Here is a 19,865-nt window from a genome sequence, read left to right as displayed (position 1 = left end):
ATTCTCCTGAAGGTGTTTTTGTTTTGAAACCCATTGTAGTTTACTAATTATTTATGGTCAGATACTCTTTTGCGCATTCCAGCCAGTCCCAGTAACCCAAGTAAGCCAATCCATCCCCAATCCATATCGTTGTCATTATCTACGGCGTTTGCTCGTACACTGTTAGCGTTGTAGGTTGAATTGTTGTTGTGATAAGCATTATTAGCTGTGTCATTGGCCACATCTACATTTGCACTTTGTGCTGATGAAGGAACGACTAAAGCTGCAAAGAAGAACATGGAAGCTACAGCAGTGACTATTTGTTTTTTCATAAAAAGGAATCCTCCCTGAAAGTGTGATGCATATAATTTCTCCAAAAAACTGCTCCTTATTCCATTGTGTAATTACAAATTTATTTGGATACTTTTAATCATTAATTGGAACTATAAGATCGGTGTAAAAAATATTAAAGGAGCGGTTATGATGGGAATATTAAGTGGAAATCCAAAAGATGAACCTATGCACTATGGTGAAATTTCCGGTGTTTGGCAATTTTCATTGGCCGCAAAAGGAGCTCTGTCTTTCTACCAAGCATTCCTGAATCATGCAGGAGATAAGGATTTGAAAAAAATATTGGATGCACTCATTGATCAAGCGAAACTTGAAATTAAAGAGTGTGATACACTCCTTACTGATAATGGGATTGCTCCAGCGCCAGCCTTACCAGAAAGACCTCCAGTGAAACTTGAAGATATTCCTGTTGGTGCGCGCTTCACTGACCCGGAGATTGCTGCTAAAATTGCGTCTGATACCTCATTGGGACTGGTGGCTTGTAGTCAAGTGATGGGGCAATCCATTAGAGAGGATATAGGGGCCTTGTTTGCAAAATATCATGCTACCAAAACTGCTTTAGGAGTTAAGATTCTTCAAATGACTAAAGAAAAAGGATGGCTGGTGCCTCCTCCCCTTCAAGTGAAAAGGCCTGAAGCTGTTGAAGTTTAAAAATAGATTAAATCGCTTCTAGCCATATTCAGAACAGATTGAAAGTTAAAACAATAACCCCCATTATCCTCAATATGAGGACAATGGGGGTTAGATTTGTTTACAATTCGTTAAATATCTCTTCGAATCACGCTTTTGTTCGCTGCCGCCTCAAAAATCGTCTCAATCAGCACCAGTACACGGTGCACTTCTTCGCTTTTGATCGCAAGCTCGGCTTTTCCTTCAATGGTGGAGACAAAATTTTCGTAAAAGCTTTCTGCAGCAGCAGGTATTTTCTCAATCGGGAACTTAAGGGTGGATTCCTCAGACGGAGGTGCCATCGTTTTCGTCAACCCTTGACCTGCTTGAATCGGTTTGGGTTCCACGTGAGCGACATCTGGATTCCGAGTGACAATCTCTCCGCTCAGATCCCAATCCTTGATCACTGCGGTTCCTTCGGTTCCTTTAACATACCAACGCGGCAACTTTACGTAATTCGTTGTACCTACTTCAATGACCGCTGTAAGACCGTCCTTAAACTCAATGAAGCTACTAAAGCCGTCATCCACTTCTGTCCCCAAAATATAACTTAAGGTAGCGGTCACGCTTTCGATTTGACTGTCCGTAATCTGAAGTAGCTGATCCAACAGATGCACTCCCCAATCCAGCAGCATTCCTCCACCATACGCCTTCAATTGCCGCCAATCGCCTGGAATGCCGTTAGCTCCCTGAACCCGCGATTCCAGATGGAAAAGATCTCCAACAGTCTTCTTACTGATTATATCTTTGACAATACGGAAGTCTTCATCCCATCTGCGATTCTGATGTACTGTAAACAGACGATTTTCTTGCTTGGCCACCTCGACAATATCTAAGAAATCTGCGCTCGTGATCGTAACGGGCTTTTCACAAATAACATGTTTGCCAGCTTGCAATGCTTGGATCGCAATTTCTTTATGAACGTCATTAGGCGTTGCTATTAATACAATATCTACGTCCTGATCGCCGAGAACGGCATCTAGACTGGCATAGGTTTTATAGCCGGCTGCTGCAGCCAATTCCATCCGATAATCGACAATATCATATACACCGCCAATGGCAAGCTGCTCAATAGGTTCAATTAATTGAACATGGTAGCTTCCCATACCTCCATAACCAATAATAACTACATTGTATTTCCGATTGTCCATTTTCATTTTCCTTCCACTCCTAAATTGAGCCACCACCTATCAAACGGTTGCTCACGGATCGAATTCAATTGTAAATCGGTTACTGCCATGCAGGTCATCCGTAAGATGTTATTGCATACGCTTTCATTATAAAGGAAATCTTTCCCCAAAAAAAGGGGGATATTAAGATCTAGGGGATTCAGTATTGGATAAATGCTCACTCAAGATTTCCTGCATTGACTTCTTTGAATTTTGAAACTGTTTTATTCGATGACCATTGGCACCAGACGGGTGAGGGAATCCCCACAGAATTTTGTTTTCTTGAATTTTTTGTTCATCAAGCAAGCGACGAAGAACGGTCTCGACTGACTTTCCTAATGGAATAATAAGTGGATAATCCAAACATTCTAATTCAGGAAGAAAAGACTCAAGCACTGACCCATACAAAAAAGCATGGTTAATAATAGGAGGCTGATGTCCATTATAATTTTCTTTATTCACGAAAACTGGAAAACGAATTAAGGAAGTTGTATGTAACAACGAGCAATCTGAATCAAATAGTTTACGTACATGCGACACTTTCAAAAAATCATGCAATCCTATTTCTTGAAGCATATTTATTAAGTTGTCTCGCATGGAACCGGCCATCCTTGCCGCAAATTTGGCTTTTTTACAAGCTTCCTCATATGACTGTTGATCCTTTAAAGATATTATGGCAGTTCGAAAGGCAATTTCCATCTGCTGCCAACCGGGTGTAATACCAACTAGCACTACTTTCGCGGAAGAATTGATATATTCATTATGCGGGGAATAGAACATTTCAACGTCTCCCAAAGACTTTAATTTGAAATCATTAATCAGTAATTCGTTTTTAGAATACTTTTGCTTTACCGGTAACGAATTCATCACAGCAACTATACGCTTTTGATAAGTGGAACAGATCAGGTTGCATCCTCCTTACGAGCTTATATTTGAGTATATATTACAGTTTTACAAGAGGGGTGTTCTTCACACCCCCCACATGTATTTACCAATAAATATCCATCCTTATTGTGGCTGTAAGTTTGCGTAGCTCAGCTCTTTCTATCTTCTTGGGTAATTAAAGAACTGTAAGCGGGAATCGTCACCGTTTCTTTCCTTACTTTAGCATCCTTTGAGGTAGAGAAAACCACTTTCCGCTTTTCCTTATCTCGATCTTTCATCTGGATGGTAACCGGCTCTCCTGACAGATTATGATATACATACAATGTTTCTTTGCCTGAAGAACGTTTGTATGCCGTCACGCTGGCAGAACCTGCTTGGATCGGCTCTAGACTGTCGCTGCGAAGAGCCTCATGTTCTTCCCTCAGACGGATAAGCGTGCGGTAGCTTTCCAGCAGAGAATCATTGTCCCGCAACTGCGCTTCCACCGATACTTCGCCTTTGTTGTATTTGGGTTCCTCCCACTTTGTTTGACCGAGGCCTTCTCCCTTGTACCAGCGCATAGGCTCTCGAAGATACTCATCGGGCTTCTCTCCCTTCATGCCGATCTCTTCCCCATAATAGAGAAACGGCTGACCCGGCAACGTCAAAAGAATGGATGCAGCCAGCTTGGCTTTTCGTACATCCCCGCCCAGCTCGCTCATAACTCGGGTTTGGTCATGATTGCTTAAAAATGGAGCATCGAGTGCCGCCTTATTGTATGATTTGTACAGCTTCAGCGTTTTCTCGGAGAATGTAGCAATACCTTGATCTCGACCGTTTTTCACAGAGTTCAATATCGTTCCGCCCAGGTCAAAATTAAACAGAGAGTGGAGCGATTCGTAATAAGGAGCTATTGTCTCCGGTTTATCCCATACCTCTCCTGCCAGATATACGTTTGGATTTATCTTTTCCATCTCGGAACGGAATTCATTCCACCACGCAATGTTTTTATCGGCACCGTCCTTCGTTTGCCCTTTAAAAATATGCATCGCCGCATCAAGCCGGAAGCCGTCTGCACCTTGCTGTAGCCAATACTTACCGACTTTGATCATTTCCTTGCGGACTTCGGGATTATCAAAATTCAGATCCGGCATCCCGGACCAGAAGGTACCGTAAAAATACCCTTCGCCATTCGGATTCTTATGCCATACCTGCTGGCCCCATGATCCCTTTTCATCCAGGTTTGTATTCTCATCAGCCCATACGTAATATTCATGGTATTTGCTTTGCGGGTTGGCACTAGCCTCCTTGAACCAAGGGTGCTCGCTACTTGAATGATTGATAACAAGGTCAATGATCACCTTGACACCTTTTCTTTTTGCTTCTTTCGTCAAGGTGCGGAAATCATTCAGATTCCCGTACTGCGGGTCCACTTGATAGTAGTCAGTTACATCATATTTATGGTAGCTTGGAGACGGATTCAGTGGCATGAGCCAGAGACCGCTGACCTGCAAATCCTTACCCGAACGGGGATTGCCGTCGTTTAAGTAATCAAGCTTTTGCGTAATACCTTTTAAATCACCATGTCCGTCCCCGTTCGAATCATAAAAAGAATTGATATAAATTTCGTAAAACACGCCGCTTCCAGCAGAATTCGGAGGCTTATGCCCGTTCATATCCTGCTCGGCCATTGCACTTGAGGCGAACATCGTGAGCATAGGCATCGTTAACAGGATCGTGGACCATTTTCTTAAGCGTTTGTTACGAGTCAAAACATATCAGCTCCTTTAATTGTTATGGGTGCGCCTTCATTATAAAGAAAAACCACCCAAAAAAAGGGGATATTATTATCTATTATAGTGGAAAATATCGATTTTATTGTTTGATGTCTGTATCGAACAAACTGCCTGGGTTAGAGGATCTTTTTCTGATCCTTAACCCAGGCAGTTTGCTTGCAAGTCTATTTTTATCCTTTTACAGCGGAACCTACCGTCATCGCCCGCTCCACTTGTTCACTCAAGAACAGATACACGAGTACCATCGGTAAGGAGGCAATAGTCATAACAGCCCCCATGGCTCCCCAATCTGTACTATAAGAACCTTGGAAGAAAAGCAAGCCTAGCGGCAATGTCTTCATATTTTCATCAGAAATGAGAATATAGGCCAAAGTGAACTCATTCCAGTTGTTCAAAAATTGAAAAATGGCTACAGTTGCAATTGCAGGTAATGCAAGGGGTACAATGATTTTCAGGAACAGTCTATAAATATTAGCTCCATCCATGCATGCTGCCTCTTCTATCTCCTTAGGGATTCCTGTAAGGAACCCATAGAAAATCATGGACGAGAAAGGAAGGCCAATTGCGATATAAGGAAGAATAAGAGCTCCATACGTATTCGTTAGATTAAAATCGCGAACCAGAATCGCCAGCGGTATCATGATAACCTGAAGCGGCATAAACATTCCTATGGTCATATAAGTCCGGACGGTAGAACGAAATCTCCACCTCATACGAGCCACTGCGAAGGCAAACATCAGAGCTAGTAAAAGGATAAACAGAGTCGAAATCGTGGATACGACCAGACTGTTCAGAAAGTAACGGGGAATATTAAATTGTGTCCAGGCATTAATATAATTTTCGTATCGAAAATGCGTTGGCAGTCCAAATGGGTTAGAGACGAAGATCTCATCGTTGTTCTTTAACGAGTAGGATACCATCCAAAACAACGGGTAGACCGAAACAATTAGATACAACCACAGTGGTATCTGCAGGGCAGCATGTCTGAACTTGCTCAAAGCGGTTTTACTCATTTCGTTCTCCTTTTCAATACACGCCTCATCAGGCGGTTTGTCCGCGGTCGAACAGCTTATTGATAACTACAGTTGCCAATAACGAGATTAATACAAGCAGCACGGATACAGCACACGCATAACCATAGTTGCTCTCCATAAAAGCATAGCGATAAATCATGAATGTCATTGTATAGTTTGTAGTGCCGGGCCCACCATTTGTCATAATCAGCATCTGCACAAACGCCCCTATTCCAGAGGTTATCGCGATAATGAAGCAAAATTTGTATGTTTCCCTCATTAAAGGAAGCGTAACATGCAGATGCGCTTTCCATTTGCTGCAACCGTCAATTGTGGCCGCCTCAAAGTAGTCTTCGGGTATTGACTTAACTCCCGCATATAACAACGAGAATTGGTATCCCATAAACTGCCAGGCATTAACAAAGGCGATGGCAATAATGGATGTTGTTGGGGAGCTCAACCAATTTTGCTGATACGGGATGTTCAAGAGTTCAAACAGTCGGTTGATTAATCCGTTGGTTGGATCGTAGATTGCAATCCATAGCTGGCACACCACGGTTACCGATAGGACAACTGGGATAAAATAAGCCGTTTTCAGTATTTTCCGCCCACGTGTACGTGGGTCCGCACAGATTAGTGCCAATATCGTTCCCAGTCCGATCTGAAAGACTGCCAGTACAATTGCAAATATCAATCCGTTCTTAAGCGAAGTCCCAAGTAGAGGATCGGAGAATAATTCTCGGTAATTATTCAATCCCGAAAAGGTCAGTGTACTAAGACCATCCCAATCATAAAAGCTGCGAAGAACGGTTTGCAAAACAGGATAGATTAGAATCACGCTATACAGTATCAAAGCAGGGAGGAGAAACAGTGCGAGCGCCGGTTTGTTCCCCAAATATTTATTCATGTCTTGCTTCCACCCCTTATCTTTGGAACAGCACCCCCCAGCGCCCTATGCCGCCAAGGGTTGCCGATTCCCTGAATTCTCAGTTTTCTTTATTCAATGTGCTATTCAGATTGCTCACAAAATCGTTTTCAGAAAAGTTGTCTACCATCATATTTTGAGTATTGTCATTAATGGTGTTCTGAATTTTTGTATTGCTCAGAAGTTGAGCATATTCCTGCGCATTAGGCAGCAACTCTTTGACAACTCGCTGCATCATTGCTGGAACATTGGAGGCCATTGGCTTATCTACTTTCACTGGAACTATCGGACTTCCAAGTTGAGTGTATCTGTACTCTGCTGACTTCGAGGCAAGGAATGCCGCTACCTTTACGGCTGTTTCCTTATTTTTGCTATTCGCTGATACTGCATAACCTTGCGGAGAACCTGAGCCGTCAATAAAATATTTGGACTTCTCGTAGGTTGCTTCATCCTTTGCAGGCCAGTACATCCAATCGACTTGATCGCCCAGCTTTTCCTGGGAACTGTAAATTTCCCATTGTCCATTCACGAACATGGCAGCTTTGCCCTGATAAAATAGGGAGGATGCCTGATCATAATTGGTGTTCGTAGCGTTGGCATCGAACAATCCGGCTCTTTGCAGTTGCTTCATTTGCTGTGCTGCTGTTACGAATGCTTCTGGCAATGCTTTTACACCCTTCTCCTCAAGTGCTCCAAATCCACGCGGCTGCTCTCTTGTAACCAGTCCGTTATAAAAAGCGGTCGTAATCCATTTTTCCTTTGCAAAGATCGACATCGGTACATAACCAGCAGCTTTTAACTTTTTCGCTGCATCGGCCATCTGGTCAATCGTCTTAAGCGGTGTTTTAATTCCTACCTTCTCAAAAATGGACTTGTTGTAATAAATCATTTGGAATTCAATACCAGTTTCAGGGTAAGCATACACATGATTGTCAGGAGCTACCAAACGCGATTCAACTCCCGGGTTAAGACTCTTCTTGAATTCGGCTGTTGTGTCATAGTTGTCAAGAACCTCGACATTTTTCGATTTTGCAAAAGTTTGCAGGACAGACCAATCCGCTAAATAAACATCTGGCATGTTGCCCGTTGCCGCATATGTTTTAAGCTTCTGGCCTCCGTCCTGCACGGCAGGATCCAATTCAATTTCTATGTTTGGCATCTTCTTTTTGAGCTCTGCCACCGCATAATCGAACGGCTTAATGGTATCGTCATCGAAATGCTGCGCATACACCTTCAATTTGATCGTTCCGTCCCCTGATCCGTTATTGGAAGAGGCTGAGTTGTCTTCGCCACAAGCAACCAATCCGACGGACATGGTGAGTACTAGCAAGGCTGCACTCCAAATTTTAAGATTTTTTTTCATTTGTTTTATCCCCCTCATGAAGAGTCTTTGATGATTGCGCTTTCATTTGCTTGACTACAGTATACCGCTGCCTCTATTCTTCTTTAAGGAATAAAACGGGTATTATCAGTAAAAAACGGGACAAATAGAGCAGCGGTCCTCCATATAGGAAAACCGCCAGGCTTAAATTGATGTGTTCTGCCTCACAAGGCAGATACTATCTCTTTTTGAGTTGCTCATATTCAGTGGGTGTCATACCAAAACGTTTCTTGAAACATTTGCTGAAATAATTGGGGTCACTGTAACCGACACTTTCAGCGATTTCTGACAGCTTCCGATTGCCTTTCAGCAGAAGCTCCTTAGCCTTCTTCATTCGGATGTGTGTAATGTGATCCACTATGGAAAAGCCAGACTCCTTGCGAAATACGCGGCGCAGGTAGCTGGGATCGACGAATACTCCGCACGACACCTGCTCAGCAGACAACTCTGCGTCTGCATAATGTTCCTCAATATAGTTGATCGCCGCCGCGAATAAATTGGAAGCCTTCGTAGGACGCATATTCTCCATGAGCAGGATCAGCTTGCGGTATAGGGCGAGCATCCAACCTTCAGCAGCCTCCCAGGAATCTAACTCTCGCAGCCGTTCGTAAGGAGACTTGTCTCCTCCGTTTTCCCATAGCTGGTCATAAGGAATGCCACGTTCACTGGCAAAAGAAAGGGCTAAAGATACGATTCCCATAAGCATCGCATCTGCATATTCATCTCCCCATTTATATTTACTAAGCTGGCGGATTGCCTTGCGGACCTCCTCTAGCGTTTCACTGTCTTTCATTCGGAGGTCAAGCACAACCGCATCGCGTAGATGACCCAAATCAGGCATACCTGCTCTGCTATGCAACACTTCGCCGTCCTGTCCCCTTAACTCTGCACTTTCACTCTCCTGTGGAAGCACTGGTAATTTCGCTTTAATACGCTCCAACATTGAGAGCATTTCTTCTGCATTGAACGGTTTCAGCAAATAATCCTGCACTCCAGTTCGAACGGCCTTCTGTAGATATTCAAACTCGTTATGCCCGGATATGAATACAATTACGATTCGTTCGAACTTGACTTTCAACCTCTCGGCTAATTCAATTCCGTCAATAAAGGGCATATTGATATCAACGAGGGCAAGGTGCGGCTGATGCCGCTCGGCTTCCTGAAGTGCTTCCTGCCCGTTCCTTGCTTCACAGCAAACCCGAAAGCCGTGACTTTCCCAGTCTATCTTAATTCGCAGAAAGTCTCGAAACAGCGGCTCATCATCAACAATCATCACTTTATACATCTTGGTGTACACTCCCCTTTGGCTGCGTTGGTAGCGACAGGTCAACAATGGTCCCCTCTCCGAGAACACTCTGCACGGATATCCCATACTCCTCGCCAAAATACAGGCTCAGCCGTTGCTGAACGCTATAGGTACCGATTGATCGTATTCCTTCTTTCGGTAAATGTCTGGACATAATATTCTGAACTTGAATTTCGTCCATCCCCACACCGTTGTCCTCCACCCGGACGATCACTCTATCGTTCTGTTCAAAAGCGAAAATACGGATAAAACCTTTGGTTCCTTTCTTCTTAAGACCATGGTAAATAGAATTCTCGACAAGTGGCTGGAGCGAGAGTTTCGGAATCGGTGTACCCGCAAGTTCTGGAGGGATATCCACTTCATAGCGGAACACATCGGGATAACGGATTTGCAGAATTGTCAGGTAATCATCGGTAATCTGAGCTTCCTTCTCTAAAATAATGAGTTCCCGTCCTTTATTTAGCACCATTCGATAAAAATCTGCCAGCGCCTTCGTAGTATCTCTAGCCTCATCATTACGATCCAACTCATTCAGTGCATAAATGGTATCTAAAGTGTTGTACAGAAAATGCGGTTTTATTTGAGCCGTCATCAATGCGAGTTCATATTCACGCTTGCGGTTTTGCTCCTGCCTCACTTCATCCAGCAATTCCCGAATCCGTCTTATCATAAAGTTAAAAGCTTCAGCAATGGTACCGATTTCATCTTCTGTTCGAACTATCGCAACCGATTGTAAATCGCCGGCTACTACTTTTCGCATGGCTCTAGTCAGCTGTTCGAGAGGACTAACGACCATTTTGGACAGGAAGCTAGCACCGAGCCAGGAAAAAGCAAGACAAAATACGCCGATTAAGAGTGAAAGCCTTACATTTTGTCGGACATCAGCTGTAAGCAGGTTAAGAGAAACAATATTGACCAGCTTCCAACCCATCCGGTTATAATCATTGACCGTTACGAGATTGCCGCTATCCTCAAATGAACATGTTTTTGGGGACACATCAGATCCACAGCCTTGGATGGCCTCCGCTAACTGTGAACTCACTGGCTTCATCAGCATCCCATTGTCTTCTGCCACAGCCACACGCATCTCGTTATCTAAAAAATAATAAGATTTGGGCGCATCGGGATCGCTGGAACGAAAATAATCAGACAAACCTTCTTCCTTCACTAACAGAAAAAGCGTTCCATAGGGTTCGCCGGTGTCTATATTAATGACCATCTTTCCCAGCGTCAAAACCGGAGAGTTGGGATCCGGTGTTAGGAAATCTCTCTTCTCCATATCAAACCAGAGTGCTTGTCCATAACTTTCGGATTCCCTTACCCGCTTGAGCATGCTATAGACTTTACTATCATCCCCACTTTCGGTATAAGAAGCAAAAATTGTCCCTTCATTATCAATAAATACCGCCGCATCCACTTCGCGAAAGATTGATAAATCAATAGATAGACGGCTTTGCATCAGGTTACCAAATTGAACACGATCTATGGCAGTATCAGGTCTAGCACCGTATGAATCATACATCCGGTTAATATTCGTGACCATAATGTTGGCCGCCGTTTCCACACTACTGAATATGTAGTCGGTCCGGGACAGGATAAGCTGAGATTCGTCAACTACGTTGCTGGTCGTTTGCTCTATCAATGAACGACTGAAAAGTTGGTTGGACACAAGTCCAAGAATGAGCAGAGAAATAATGATCAGCGGGAGAAATACCGCTATAACCTTGCTTTTAAAGCGAAGGCGACCAAACCACTTACGAGCTAGGGACAGAATATTCAAATAAGACCCCTCCGTCATCAGAGAATATTCATCATGTTAACACAACTAATCTGAACAGTAGTAGAACTAAAATAATGTTAAAAAAATTCAACAATCCATCTTGAAAGTACCAAAAGTATGTGTTAGGATAAAGTCGATTTTTAGTAAAATTATTAACTAAAAAGGTGTGAGCTCTTTGGCAACCATTAAAGACATTGCCCGCGAAGCGGGAGTGTCTGCCGCAACCGTTTCAAGGGTTTTAAATAACGATCTGTCACTATCCGTGAGTCCAGACACCAAAAACAGAATTTTTTTAATTGCTGAGCAGCTCGGGTATAAGCCTTCCCGCCTGAGGCAGTTAAAGAGGAACACGGAACGTGCCGGGAAAACGGTCTCCCTCCTGCTGTGGTGTTCCATTGAGGAGGAAAGAGACGATCCGTATTACGCCTCGATCCGCCGTGGAATCGAACTGCGCTGTGAAGAGCTTGGCCTGACATTGGGACAGACGCTGCGAGGCCGTTCATCTCTCGACACCTTGCAGAAGGCGGATGGTCTGATTGTCGTGGGCGGCGTTGATCCTAAAGAGGTGTCCAAGCTGTATCCAGACAAGAACACCATTGTCCTTGTCGACCAGTACCATGAGCAGCTGGAATACGATTCCGTACGACTCCATTTTCGGCAGGCGGTTGACCAGGCACTTGGACATCTGCTCGAGCTTGGCCACCGACAAATCGGATTTATTGGCGGGAAGAGCGATGGAGAGCGAAGGGCGCATTATTTTGAACGATTCATGCGGGAACGAGGTTTGTATAATCCGAAGTTCGTCCGCATAGGCGCCTGGAGTACTGCGGATGGATATCTAATGATGAACGAGCTTCTAGCCGAGCAGGAACGACCGACAGCCTGCTTCGCTGCCAGCGATCCGCTCGCCATTGGAGCCCTCCGCGCCCTTCATGGACATGGAGTCAAGGTACCCGAAGATATGGCTGTTGTCGGCTTCGACGACATTGAGATGGCGGCCTTCGTGCAGCCTCCGCTAACTACTATACGTGCCTATCCAGAACAAATGGGAAAAGCTGCCGTGCAGTTGCTCTCTGAACGGTTTGAGGGACGTGAACCACCTGCGTACAGCGTGATCGGGACTAAGCTTGTCATACGGGAAAGCTCATGCATCAACAGTAAAGTCAATATTTGAGAGTCAATCGAGATGATAACCCCCTAAGGAGTGAATATCATGAACATTCATGTTAACGAGGCGCTTGGTTTGTTTCACCTGCAGTCCAAGGATTGCAGCTATATTATCCAGCTGGTAGAAGGATATCCTGCACATGTCTATTGGGGAGCTCAACTTCATCATGACCAAAGTCTCGCAAGTATATTGGAGCTTAGAGAGCGCTGCTCCTTCTCCCCCACTCCCGTTTCTTCTAATCGCGCGCTTTCTTTGGATGCGCTTCCACAGGAATATCCACAGTATGGGACAAGTGACTTCCGTCAACCGGCTTATCAGGTTGCGCTTGCGGATGGAACTCGAACTACGGAGCTAAAATATAGTGGCCACCGTGTTGAACCGGGCAAACCAAAGCTTGAAGGCCTCCCTTCCGTCTATACCGAATCGGATGATGAAGCAACAACTCTCCTGTTGTTCCTTGAGGACCAGCACTCAGGTCTTAAGGCTACACTGCTCTATACTGTATTTGCGAACCACAGCGCTATTGCTAGGTCTACTCTTTTTGAACATAAGGGAAGCGCTGTCATGAATATTGAGCAGGCGATGAGCGCCTCTGTCGACTTCGCCGATTCCAATTATCAAGCTCTCTATCTATCTGGAGCCTGGGTTCGGGAAAGACATATCCAACGCCGCGATCTTGGACCCGGCGCCATTCGGTTGGAAAGCCGGCGAGGCTCGAGCAGTCACCAAATGAATCCTTTTTTGGCCCTGCTTCGTCCAGATGCAACAGAAGATCGTGGGGATGTGTACGGCTTCAGTCTAATCTACAGCAGCAATTTCGTTGCGCAGGCGGAAGTAGAACAGTTTAATCAGACCCGTGTAAGTATCGGAATCAATCCTTTTGACTTCTCCTGGCGGCTTGAACCGGGTCAGTCATTCCAGACCCCTGAAGCCGTGCTGGTCTTTTCCGAAGAAGGTCTTGGGGGCATGTCGCGCACCTATCACCGACTCTACCGCACACGTCTGTGCCGAGGAACTTATCGCGACAAGGAACGCCCGATTCTCGTGAACAATTGGGAAGCCACATATTTTGACTTCGACGCCGATAAAATCGAGGCGATTGCCAAAGAAGCGGGACCTCTTGGAATTGAGCTATTTGTTCTTGATGACGGTTGGTTTGGCAAGCGCGACAACGACAACAGTTCGCTTGGGGACTGGTTCGAAGACCGCCGCAAGCTACCTGGAGGTCTCACCGACCTAGCCAAACGGGTTAATGAACAAGGATTACAATTTGGCTTGTGGGTTGAGCCGGAAATGGTATCACCTGATAGTGAACTGTACCGCACCCATCCCGACTGGTGCCTACATGCGGAAGGTCGGCGGCGGACGGAAGGCCGATCCCAATTGGTGCTTGATCTCTCCCGCAAGGAAGTATGCGATTACTTGTACGAGACGCTGAGCTCCGTATTCTCGATCGCCCCAATTACTTATGTCAAGTGGGACATGAATCGTAATATGACGGAGATTGCTTCGGCTACCGCTACTAGCGAACGTCAAAAAGAAACTGCGCACCGTTATATGCTCGGACTTTATGATCTGCTGGAACGCCTGACCTCACGCTTCCCGGACATCTTGTTTGAAAGCTGTTCTGGTGGAGGTGGACGATTCGATCCCGGGATGCTCTACTATATGCCGCAGACATGGACCAGTGATGACACTGATGCTATTGAAAGATTGGCTATCCAGTACGGCACCAGCATCGTGTATCCGGCCAGTACCATGGGGGCCCACGTATCGAACGTGCCGAACCACCAGGTGGGACGAAACACCTCCCTCGCCATACGTGGCGACGTGGCAATGAGCGGGAATTTTGGCTACGAGCTTGACCTTACTGCATTTACAAATGAAGAAAAAGAGCTTGCTGCCAGACAAATTGCCCAGTATAAAGAAATCCGTTCCCTTGTACAGCAGGGAGATATGTATCGACTTCTTAGTCCGTTTGAGGGCCGAGGCAATACTGCCTGGATGTTTGTTAGCGAGGACCAGTCCGAAGCTTTTGTCGCTTACTTCCGTGTGTTGGCTGAGCCAAATGGTCCTATCCGGCGACTAACTCTAAAAGGACTTGACCCAGCTAAAAAGTATATAATCGAAACCGGGGCAACCAGCAATACTTCAGAACCTGTCGGTGGTACCTTGGCTGAAGATGGCGTCTCCCCCTTCCGTGTGGCGTTCGACGGTGAAATTTTTGGAGGTGACCGTCTAATGAAGATTGGACTTGTTGTCTCGGATCTCACTGGGGATTTTGCCAGCTCTACCTTCCGCCTTAAAGCTATCTCCTGTTAATCATAGTTCAGCCGGTGACGATAAAAAATTAAAACAAGGCAGGTCGATTTTCCGACCTGCCTTGCTTAATAACTTTGTGACCATTTAATAGCATCCTTGATTTTGATTCTCCATATCATATGATCAAAGCCTTTTCCCCAATAATCTTTTAATAAATAATCAGGAGTTCCAAACTTCTTTTCCCATATTTTTTGTGCAATACGGTACCCACTATCTAAACAAAATTCTTCTACTCCTCTATCTTTCAACGCCAGATACATTGATTTCAATAATAAATTTCCTACTCCAATCTTCTGGTAGTCAGGGTGAACAAATACAGTTCCTACCTCGCACAAATTTTTTAATGCATCATTGGTAGATTTACTTATAAGTTCACTTGCCGGGCCATATTCAATTGAACCCATTATTCGATCCCCGTCTACAGCGATTAAAAAATATCGTTGCTCACCGTGGCTTTCTAAGTCACTTTCCAAATACGCTCTTTTAGTCTCAATTTCATCCTCTATATCCTCCAGCTTGCTTCCAATACCTTCTTTAGCAAATGTGTCTGTAATCACTATTCTAAACAATTCATTTAACTTTTCGGCATCTTTAACTTTCGGCCTTCTGATTTCTACATCATTCATCTAGATTTCCGCCGACGTACGATTCAGTACAGAACCTATTGAAAGTACACTACTCAGTAGTTCCATTAAACTTGTTATTTCATAAGTGGGTTGAATACCAGACGTATTTGTTTTTCTGGCAGGGTTGAACCAGCAGGTATCAATTCCGTACTTATTCCCTCCTTGAATATCAGAGGTTAAAGAATCGCCGACCATAAGGACCTTACTTTTATCTGAGATGGCTAGCTTGGCAAATGCGTAATCGAAAATACCAGCTTGTGGCTTTTGGCAACCCACTTCTTCTGAAATGATCACCTGCTCAAACACATCACGCAGCGGAGAGAGCTGAATTCTGGAGGTTTGTACCTCTTTGATTCCATTCGTAATAATCGCCAAACGATACTCAGATAGTACGTCACATAGTTCAATCGCTCCGTCCATCAAAAAAGCACCTTCACCCAAATAACGTAAATAAGCAGCACTAAAGGCGTCTGGATTGAAGTCTAGCTTATGGACAGTAAACAATCGTTTAAATCTTTCCACCCGCAACTGTGCCGAGGTAATAAGTCCTTCCTCTGCTTCTCGCCACAACACACTATTAATCTCATCATAGCTGGATTTGTACTCTGTGGCCCCTTGCGGCAATCCAAATTGGGTGAACGTATTATGTAGCGCATGACTCTCTGCCATTTTAAAATCAAACAGCGTATCATCAACATCAAACAAAATAATTTCGTATTTCAAAACGACCTCCAACCTCCATATCATAACTTTACATTGTGGTTAAGTTCCGTGAGCCTTGGAATTGTTCCAGATGGTATATAAAAAAACGGAAAATAGACAATCATTACAGTATGATCTCTCGGTTATTATACAGAACCTCATTGATCCGTCAAGTCATGACAAAAAGAATGGAGTAATATTTTCTATGAGTTTGAGCCAGTGCGAAGTAACATGCATCGTGCCAAGCCACTACCATACAGATTTATAAAAAGAGGAGAATGCTAACCCAAGCTGTTCCCGATGCTTCAGTGACAAGCCTAAAGGTAAACATTCTCCTTTTAAAATTCAAATTATTTGTTCTCCATTCGTAGATCTTTAGGGTCAACCTGCCATCATCTTCAGGTCTGTTTCCAGTACCGGAATCGACTGTTTTAAAAACCTAGTGATTTTCATTAATCCATTCGGTTAATGTTTGATCAAAATAATGAGGTTCTTCAAACATCGGATTATGGCCACTATGCTCAAAAACCACCTTTTTTACGTTCGTATAGCTATCATCGACCCGATCCCACAATGAAACAGGCGCGACTAAGTAATCAGTTCTTCCAAGACCAATAAACATGGGCTTATCGACATCTGCCAAGGACTGTATCAAATCTATCTTTCCGAAGGCTTCTCCCCATAAATAATCAATGATAGGCATGTTCGTGTGCACATCATTCCACATATGAGCTGCATCATAGGTATAATCATAAAAACTTTGGGCTCCCATACGTATACACATGTGAACAAATCTTCTGTCGGGATCTCTTTTGATATCATCCTCTAATAAAACAATATCTTTTTCAAAACGTTCTTTTCTGGCTGGACTGGCCGTTTCATAAAAGTATGACAAGCTTTGCCGTTGTCTTTCTTGGCTGTTCGTAGGCGCTGAATTTAATAGCACCACTTTTTCAACATAGTCTGGGTATTGTTTAGCATATTCCAAAGCCATAAAAGCATGCCCGGAATGTCCTAATATGATAAATGGATCTAAATGAAGGCATTGTCTTGCTGTTTCTATGTCTTTGATGACTTTATCCAAAGTATAGTCTTCTGGTTTTAAAGCACGAGTCGGTTTTGCAAACCCTCTATGATCTAAGAAAATAAACTGAAACTTTTTATATAAATGGTCTGAAAATATGCGAGGATAATATACACTACTGCCGATCACCAATATCGGCTTTCCGTTACCTCTTGTAGTATATTTCAGCTCAAATCCATCACTAATAACCGTTTGATAAGTGCTCATCCTCATCGTCTCCTTTTCTTCTTTAAATCACTCCCTTTCCGTTGTTTAAATCCCTTGTATTCTCCATAGAGCGTTCCAGCACTACAACTCACCTCTGAAAGTCCGTTTATTTTATGAGAAAAGTTTAACATGATATTTTCAAAAATAAAACCGAATTTGGATCTTCTCAATCTTGCCGTACAAGTCGGAGATACAAAGTGGCAAAAGGAAATTACCCATAAACTTCAATCCTTAAGTGCCCTCCAGGCAGTACTGTATAAGGAACAACCAGAGTATTGTAGTACTTTTAACCGAAGGCATGGCATGAGCCGTTCAGGTGACCGATAAATAAATCGGTTATACAAAAAGAGCACAACCCTAATGGCTGTGCTCTTTTTTCTGTGCTTGGCAACGTCCTACTCTCCCAGGACCCTGCGGTCCAAGTACCATCGGCGCTGGAGGGCTTAACGGTCGTGTTCGGGATGGGTACGTGTGGAACCCCTCCGCTATCGCCACCAAACATGAATTTGCCTCGCAAATTCTTCCGTAAGGTTATTCGGTTCATCACGGATCGTGTGAATGAATTGCCATACGCTTGTCGTATGTACTTCTACATACCTTCAAGGTTACACCCTGAAAACTGGATCCGAAACTTCATTGCGTCTTATCTTTAGGATAAGCCCTCGACCGATTAGTATTGGTCAGCTCCATGCATTACTGCACTTCCACCCCCAACCTATCTACCTCGTCGTCTTCAAGGGGTCTTACATACTGGGAAATCTCATCTTGAGGGGGGCTTCACGCTTAGATGCTTTCAGCGCTTATCCCTTCCGTACATAGCTACCCAGCGGTGCTCCTGGCGGAACAACTGGTACACCAGCGGTACGTCCATCCCGGTCCTCTCGTACTAAGGACAGCTCCTCTCAAATTTCCTACGCCCACGACAGATAGGGACCGAACTGTCTCACGACGTTCTGAACCCAGCTCGCGTACCGCTTTAATGGGCGAACAGCCCAACCCTTGGGACCTACTTCAGCCCCAGGATGCGATGAGCCGACATCGAGGTGCCAAACCTCCCCGTCGATGTGGACTCTTGGGGGAGATAAGCCTGTTATCCCCAGGGTAGCTTTTATCCGTTGAGCGATGGCCCTTCCATGCGGTACCACCGGATCACTAAGCCCGACTTTCGTCCCTGCTCGACTTGTAGGTCTCGCAGTCAAGCTCCCTTCTGCCTTTGCACTCTTCGAATGATTTCCAACCATTCTGAGGGAACCTTGGGGCGCCTCCGTTACTCTTTAGGAGGCGACCGCCCCAGTCAAACTGCCCACCTGACACTGTCCTCGTACCGGATCACGGTACCAAGTTAGAACCTAGATACGATCAGGGTGGTATCCCAAGGATGCCTCCCTTCAAGCTGGCGCTCAAAGTTCTACGGCTCCCACCTATCCTGTACAGATCGTACCCAAATTCAATATCAAGCTGCAGTAAAGCTCCATGGGGTCTTTCCGTCTTGTCGCGGGTAACCTGCATCTTCACAGGTATTAAAATTTCACCGGATCTCTCGTTGAGACAGCGCCCAAGTCGTTACGCCATTCGTGCGGGTCAGAATTTACCTGACAAGGAATTTCGCTACCTTAGGACCGTTATAGTTACGGCCGCCGTTTACTGGGGCTTCGGTTCATAGCTTCGCCCGAAGGCTTACCACTCCCCTTAACCTTCCAGCACCGGGCAGGCGTCAGCCCGTATACTTCGCCTTGCGGCTTCGCACAGACCTGTGTTTTTGCTAAACAGTCGCTTGGGCCTTTTCACTGCGGCCCCCTCGGGCTATTCACCCTACCGAGGCACCCCTTCTCCCGAAGTTACGGGGTCATTTTGCCGAGTTCCTTAACGAGAGTTCTTCCGCGCGCCTTAGAATTCTCTTCTCGCCTACCTGTGTCGGTTTGCGGTACGGGCACCTTCTCCTGGCTAGAGGCTTTTCTTGGCAGTCTGAGATCATGACCTTCGCTACTATAATTTTCGCTCCCCATCACAGCCCAGCCTTATGATGTGCGGATTTGCCTACACATCAGCCTCACTGCTTAGACGGACATCCATCAGTCCGCGTCACTACCCTACTGCGTCACCCCATCGCTCATAGCGGATTACGGTGGTACAGGAATTTCGACCTGTTGTCCTTCGACTACGCCTATCGGCCTCGCCTTAGGTCCCGACTTACCCTGAGCGGACGAACCTTCCTCAGGAACCCTTAGGCTTTCGGCGGATCTGATTCTCACAGATCTTTTCGTTACTCATACCGGCATTCTCACTTGAATGCAGTCCAGCGCTCCTTCCGGTACACCTTCAACCCGCATTCAACGCTCCCCTACCCCTGATGCAAGCATCAAGCCATAGCTTCGGTGGTGTGTTTAGCCCCGTTACATTTTCGGCGCAGAGTCACTCGACCAGTGAGCTATTACGCACTCTTTCAATGGTGGCTGCTTCTAAGCCAACATCCTGGTTGTCTGTGCAACTCCACATCCTTTCCCACTTAACACACACTTGGGG

At 45.1% G+C, this 19,865-nt stretch carries 15 protein-coding genes and 2 rRNA genes (1 of these 17 cut by a window edge); 3 read left to right on the top strand and 14 right to left on the bottom strand.

Translation table 11 applies throughout. The features are described 5' to 3' along the window. Positions 1–47: 47 nt before the first annotated feature. Complete coding sequence (locus ACUC6J_RS11850) at positions 48–311, bottom strand: WGxxGxxG family protein (protein ID WP_016818763.1); 264 nt, start codon at positions 309–311, stop codon at positions 48–50. A 151-nt stretch (positions 312–462) separates the two neighbouring features. Here ACUC6J_RS11850 and ACUC6J_RS11845 point away from each other — a divergent pair, with 151 nt between their 5' ends. Then, positions 463–981: a DUF3231 family protein gene (locus ACUC6J_RS11845; protein WP_019687234.1), complete on the top strand. Its 519-nt coding sequence runs from the start codon at positions 463–465 to the stop codon at positions 979–981. 110 nt (positions 982–1,091) lie between these two features. On the opposite strand, the gene ACUC6J_RS11840 is transcribed toward ACUC6J_RS11845, so the two are convergent. The 8 genes from ACUC6J_RS11840 to ACUC6J_RS11805 all read right to left on the bottom strand — a co-directional run bounded on the left by ACUC6J_RS11840 (position 1,092) and on the right by ACUC6J_RS11805 (position 11,233). Beyond that, positions 1,092–2,156 carry a Gfo/Idh/MocA family oxidoreductase gene (locus ACUC6J_RS11840; RefSeq protein ID WP_044787916.1) on the bottom strand — a complete coding sequence of 355 codons (1,065 nt, stop codon included), beginning with the start codon at positions 2,154–2,156 and terminating at the stop codon, positions 1,092–1,094. A gap of 156 nt (positions 2,157–2,312) precedes the next feature. Continuing rightward, positions 2,313–3,035, bottom strand: coding sequence for a hypothetical protein (locus tag ACUC6J_RS11835; RefSeq protein ID WP_447250293.1), 723 nt, complete (start codon positions 3,033–3,035; stop codon positions 2,313–2,315). 167 nt (positions 3,036–3,202) lie between these two features. Further along, positions 3,203–4,804, bottom strand: coding sequence for an alpha-amylase family glycosyl hydrolase (locus tag ACUC6J_RS11830; RefSeq protein ID WP_447250240.1), 1,602 nt, complete (start codon positions 4,802–4,804; stop codon positions 3,203–3,205). Positions 4,805–4,998: 194 nt separating this feature from the next. Further along, positions 4,999–5,841 carry a carbohydrate ABC transporter permease gene (locus ACUC6J_RS11825; protein WP_013371135.1) on the bottom strand — a complete coding sequence of 281 codons (843 nt, stop codon included), beginning with the start codon at positions 5,839–5,841 and terminating at the stop codon, positions 4,999–5,001. Between the two features lie 28 nt (positions 5,842–5,869). Beyond that, entirely contained in the window at positions 5,870–6,748 is an 879-nt protein-coding gene (locus tag ACUC6J_RS11820; protein ID WP_016818758.1) for a carbohydrate ABC transporter permease, read from the bottom strand. A gap of 79 nt (positions 6,749–6,827) precedes the next feature. Next, positions 6,828–8,129 carry an ABC transporter substrate-binding protein gene (locus tag ACUC6J_RS11815; protein ID WP_039277281.1) on the bottom strand — a complete coding sequence of 434 codons (1,302 nt, stop codon included), beginning with the start codon at positions 8,127–8,129 and terminating at the stop codon, positions 6,828–6,830. A 196-nt stretch (positions 8,130–8,325) separates the two neighbouring features. Next, positions 8,326–9,432, bottom strand: a complete 1,107-nt coding sequence (locus ACUC6J_RS11810; protein WP_016818756.1) for a response regulator transcription factor — start codon at positions 9,430–9,432, stop codon at positions 8,326–8,328. Beyond that, complete coding sequence (locus tag ACUC6J_RS11805; RefSeq protein WP_123797198.1) at positions 9,425–11,233, bottom strand: sensor histidine kinase; 1,809 nt, start codon at positions 11,231–11,233, stop codon at positions 9,425–9,427. Before ACUC6J_RS11805 ends, ACUC6J_RS11810 begins: the two co-directional genes overlap by 8 nt. A 175-nt stretch (positions 11,234–11,408) precedes the next feature. Here ACUC6J_RS11805 and ACUC6J_RS11800 point away from each other — a divergent pair, with 175 nt between their 5' ends. Next, positions 11,409–12,407: a LacI family DNA-binding transcriptional regulator gene (locus ACUC6J_RS11800; RefSeq protein WP_447250239.1), complete on the top strand. Its 999-nt coding sequence runs from the start codon at positions 11,409–11,411 to the stop codon at positions 12,405–12,407. 39 nt (positions 12,408–12,446) lie between these two features. After that, positions 12,447–14,723, top strand: a complete 2,277-nt coding sequence (locus ACUC6J_RS11795) for an alpha-galactosidase (RefSeq protein ID WP_330721704.1) — start codon at positions 12,447–12,449, stop codon at positions 14,721–14,723. Positions 14,724–14,788: 65 nt separating this feature from the next. Here ACUC6J_RS11795 and ACUC6J_RS11790 read toward each other — a convergent pair whose 3' ends face one another. From ACUC6J_RS11790 to ACUC6J_RS11770, 5 genes are all read right to left on the bottom strand, one after another. Next, on the bottom strand, positions 14,789–15,349 hold the full coding sequence (locus ACUC6J_RS11790; RefSeq protein ID WP_019687226.1) for a GNAT family N-acetyltransferase: 561 nt from the start codon (positions 15,347–15,349) through the stop codon (positions 14,789–14,791). Next, the gene (locus ACUC6J_RS11785; protein ID WP_447250238.1) at positions 15,350–16,072 is read right to left on the bottom strand and encodes a YjjG family noncanonical pyrimidine nucleotidase; all 723 of its coding nucleotides are present in this window, start codon (positions 16,070–16,072) and stop codon (positions 15,350–15,352) included. Positions 16,073–16,490: 418 nt separating this feature from the next. Continuing rightward, complete coding sequence (locus ACUC6J_RS11780; protein ID WP_102998132.1) at positions 16,491–17,342, bottom strand: alpha/beta fold hydrolase; 852 nt, start codon at positions 17,340–17,342, stop codon at positions 16,491–16,493. Between the two features lie 382 nt (positions 17,343–17,724). Next, a 5S ribosomal RNA gene (gene rrf / locus ACUC6J_RS11775) occupies positions 17,725–17,841 on the bottom strand. Positions 17,842–17,992: 151 nt separating this feature from the next. Next, positions 17,993–19,865, bottom strand: a 23S ribosomal RNA gene (locus ACUC6J_RS11770); it runs 1,052 nt beyond the window's last position.

The organism is Paenibacillus sp. JJ1683 (genome assembly GCF_053006485.1).
The sequence above is the reverse complement of the archived record's forward strand: the minus strand, read 5'-3'. Positions and strand labels throughout refer to the sequence as shown.

What these genes read in the sequence shown, in the direction of transcription:
- ACUC6J_RS11820 (WP_016818758.1), bottom strand. Translation starts at nt 6,748, where the DNA reads ATGAATAAATATTTGGGGAACAAACCGGCGCTCGCACTGTTTCTCCTC.
- ACUC6J_RS11810 (WP_016818756.1), bottom strand. Translation starts at nt 9,432, where the DNA reads ATGTATAAAGTGATGATTGTTGATGATGAGCCGCTGTTTCGAGACTTT.
- ACUC6J_RS11780 (WP_102998132.1), bottom strand. Translation starts at nt 17,342, where the DNA reads ATGAGCACTTATCAAACGGTTATTAGTGATGGATTTGAGCTGAAATAT.
- ACUC6J_RS11815 (WP_039277281.1), bottom strand. Translation starts at nt 8,129, where the DNA reads ATGAAAAAAAATCTTAAAATTTGGAGTGCAGCCTTGCTAGTACTCACC.
- ACUC6J_RS11795 (WP_330721704.1), top strand. Translation starts at nt 12,447, where the DNA reads ATGAACATTCATGTTAACGAGGCGCTTGGTTTGTTTCACCTGCAGTCC.
- ACUC6J_RS11825 (WP_013371135.1), bottom strand. Translation starts at nt 5,841, where the DNA reads ATGAGTAAAACCGCTTTGAGCAAGTTCAGACATGCTGCCCTGCAGATA.
- ACUC6J_RS11840 (WP_044787916.1), bottom strand. Translation starts at nt 2,156, where the DNA reads ATGAAAATGGACAATCGGAAATACAATGTAGTTATTATTGGTTATGGA.
- ACUC6J_RS11790 (WP_019687226.1), bottom strand. Translation starts at nt 15,349, where the DNA reads ATGAATGATGTAGAAATCAGAAGGCCGAAAGTTAAAGATGCCGAAAAG.
- ACUC6J_RS11850 (WP_016818763.1), bottom strand. Translation starts at nt 311, where the DNA reads ATGAAAAAACAAATAGTCACTGCTGTAGCTTCCATGTTCTTCTTTGCA.
- ACUC6J_RS11845 (WP_019687234.1), top strand. Translation starts at nt 463, where the DNA reads ATGGGAATATTAAGTGGAAATCCAAAAGATGAACCTATGCACTATGGT.
- ACUC6J_RS11835 (WP_447250293.1), bottom strand. Translation starts at nt 3,035, where the DNA reads ATGAATTCGTTACCGGTAAAGCAAAAGTATTCTAAAAACGAATTACTG.